General features: G+C 57.9%; 5 protein-coding genes. All 5 read left to right on the top strand.

The window, feature by feature from the left end:
• The first annotated feature begins 128 nt into the window (after window positions 1–128).
• A complete protein-coding gene (locus tag CSQ89_RS20975; protein ID WP_099407918.1) occupies window positions 129–341 on the top strand; it encodes a hypothetical protein in 213 nt (70 codons plus the stop codon).
• Window positions 338–856: a glycoside hydrolase family protein gene (locus CSQ89_RS20980; protein WP_158229083.1), complete on the top strand. Its 519-nt coding sequence runs from the start codon at window positions 338–340 to the stop codon at window positions 854–856. Before CSQ89_RS20975 ends, CSQ89_RS20980 begins: the two co-directional genes overlap by 4 nt.
• Window positions 853–1467: a hypothetical protein gene (locus tag CSQ89_RS20985; protein ID WP_099407920.1), complete on the top strand. Its 615-nt coding sequence runs from the start codon at window positions 853–855 to the stop codon at window positions 1465–1467. The genes CSQ89_RS20980 and CSQ89_RS20985 overlap by 4 nt, the downstream gene beginning before the upstream one ends.
• Complete coding sequence (locus CSQ89_RS20990) at window positions 1467–2141, top strand: hypothetical protein (RefSeq protein WP_139023076.1); 675 nt, start codon at window positions 1467–1469, stop codon at window positions 2139–2141. The genes CSQ89_RS20985 and CSQ89_RS20990 overlap by 1 nt, the downstream gene beginning before the upstream one ends.
• On the top strand, window positions 2138–2582 hold a 445-nt coding region (locus tag CSQ89_RS20995), incomplete at its 3' end, for a terminase large subunit domain-containing protein (protein ID WP_233203399.1). The genes CSQ89_RS20990 and CSQ89_RS20995, both read left to right, overlap by 4 nt.

Consider the following 2582-nt stretch of genomic DNA (forward strand, 5'->3'; position numbering starts at 1 on the left):
ACTGAGGGGGGGTGAATTCAACTCACCCCTTTTCGCTACCTAAAATCCCATCAAAGCCAGCCACCAAACACACCGGGGGCGACCCACACAATCTCACTCACGATCAATTAAAACCGTGAGAGAGAGAGATGTCCTATCAAGTCCTGGCGAAAGACGCCGCAACCGAGCTGGCCAAAGCGGCTCCACCTATCTCGGTGGGGGCTTTTACGCTGTCTGGCATCACCATCAATGAATGGGTAGCCCTCACCACCTTGGTGTATGTGGTGCTACAGGCTGTATTCCTGATCTATCGCTGGCGGCGTCTCGCCAAAGGCCAGGACAAGGGGAGTACAGGGGAATGAGCCTCAAGGCCCGCTTAATCGGGGCCGGCGCGGTAGGAGCGGTGCTGACTGCTGCGCTTTTGATTGCCCCGCATGAAGGTGAGGTGCGCAGTACCTACGCCGATCCCTTGGTGCGCACCACTGTACATCCTCTTGGCATTCCCACCGCCTGCTTTGGCCAGACTGGTACCGACATTCGTATGGGTCAAGCCTATACGGCAGAGCAATGCGCTCAAATGCTGGTTGGCGAAGTGCGTGAAGTGCTGCACCAGGTAGATACGTGTATGCCCGGTCTACCGGCTGGCCCGCGTGCTGCCTTTACCAGCTTGGCTTACAACATCGGTGCGCAGAACCTGTGTAGTTACCGACTCGCTGATAGGGCAAGGCAGGGCGATTACGCCGCTGCTTGCCGTGGCATTGACTCGGTTGTGTATGTCGCTGGTAAGGACTGCCGCGACCCCGCCAACGGCTGTAGTGGCATTGTGAAGCGCCGCAACCAGGAGCGTGCTGTTTGTGAAGGGAGGGCTGCCAGATGAAGCTGACCTACTCCACAAAGGCGCTGCTGTTGTTGGGCATGGGCGGGGTGGCCGCCTGTGCGCTGGTGGCGTGTCCGACTTTTCGGGTAATTTCCCAAAAAGTCGTAACAGATACTCAAACCGAGTCTGGCACTCTTGCTGCTGCGATTCGCCAGGATGATGGTTCTCTAGTTGTTGCGCGTGCTGCCATGAAAGCGAAGGAGGCCGGCCCCGCCCCGCATAAGCTGCCATCCGGTAGCAAAGAGCTACGCCGCGTCACTACCCGCCTAACGCCACTCTCTGTAGTAGGCACCACCCCGGACGGCGAACCCACCTGTAGCTGTGAGCCTGTAACGCTGACGACTTCCCTGGTGGATGACGGTCAAGGTGGACGCCGTGTTGTGCAATCTGCGCTGGGTGCGGATATCGACACGGCTACCGACACCCCATTGATCCTAGACACCCTAGGAGCGAAGCCCCGCCCCTGGAGTGCAGGCCTATCGTATGGGCCTACAAGCCAAGAGCCAGGAGCATGGATAGCCCGAGACCTAGGGCGTGTGCGTACCCGTTTAGACCTGATAGCACGTCGTGGTGAGGTAGAGCCACGTATTTCCATTGGATGGGCTTGGTAATGGCACGTAAGGAAGTCGATTGGGAAGGCATCGAGGGCGACTACCGTGCTGGTGTGCTGTCATTGCGTGAGATAGGGCGGAAGTTCGATGTATCCGACACCCTCATTCGGCGTAAGGCAAAGGAGTTGCGATGGGAGCGGGATCTGAGTGAGAAGGTGCAAGCTGAAGTGCGGGCTGAGCTTGTTCGCACAGAAGTTCGCAACAGTCAGGCGCGAACCAACCAGTGCGAACCTGCGAACTTGCGAACCAAACGCACAGCCGACCCCAAGCGTGACCGGGAGATCGTGGAAGCCGCTGCTGCTACGGGTGTAGCGGTTGTCATGAGCCACCGCAGAGATGTGGCTGCCGCACGGGGTATCGCCAGCTTGCTACTCAATGAGCTTCACGACGCCAGCCAGGATATTGAGGCGATAGAAGCCGCCATCCTTACCGAGACTCAAGACGATGCAGGCAACCTGCGTCGCAATCAGATGATGAAGGCCGTCAGCCTATCTACCCGCGCTGGCACCGTGCGTGACCTGTCTACTGCCCTGAAGAACCTCGTCACCATCGAGCGCCAAGCATTTGGCTTGGATAGAGGCGATGACGATAAGAAGAAGGCTACTCCCATGATGCATATCCATGCCGGCACCCAGCCCGCTACCCCAACACAGATGGAAGAACCGAACGAATGAGCGCAATTCACTACTACCCGCCTGGACCTGTCGCCAGCGCGTTTATGAACAGCAAGGCGTTTGTACGTGGCCTGTTGGGGCCGATTGGCTCGGGTAAGTCTGTTACCTGCTGCATGGAAATCATGCGCAGGGCTTGTGAGCAGGCGCCAGACATCAACGGCAGGCGTCGCACACGTTGGGTAATCATCCGTAACACCTATCCCGAGCTAAAGAGCACCACCATCAAGACTTGGCTCGAATGGTTTCCAGAAGACGTGTACGGCAAGGTGCGCTGGGATGTGCCTATCACCCAAATGATTCACTTGAACCACGATGTGGAAATGGAAGTGATCTTCCTGGCGCTGGACCGGCCCGACCACGTCAAGAAGCTGCTTTCGCTGGAAGTGACCGGGGGCTGGATCAACGAGGCGCGAGAACTACCCAAAGCCATCTTGGATGCGC

Origin of the sequence: Chitinimonas sp. BJB300 (genome assembly GCF_002735695.1) — a bacterium.
Lineage (GTDB): Bacteria > Pseudomonadota > Gammaproteobacteria > Burkholderiales > Chitinimonadaceae > Chitinimonas.

Excerpts from the sequence above, each read along its gene's own strand:
- CSQ89_RS20975 (WP_099407918.1), top strand. The coding sequence starts at position 129 with ATGTCCTATCAAGTCCTGGCGAAAGACGCCGCAACCGAGCTGGCCAAA.
- CSQ89_RS20980 (WP_158229083.1), top strand. The coding sequence starts at position 338 with ATGAGCCTCAAGGCCCGCTTAATCGGGGCCGGCGCGGTAGGAGCGGTG.
- CSQ89_RS20985 (WP_099407920.1), top strand. The coding sequence starts at position 853 with ATGAAGCTGACCTACTCCACAAAGGCGCTGCTGTTGTTGGGCATGGGC.
- CSQ89_RS20990 (WP_139023076.1), top strand. The coding sequence starts at position 1,467 with ATGGCACGTAAGGAAGTCGATTGGGAAGGCATCGAGGGCGACTACCGT.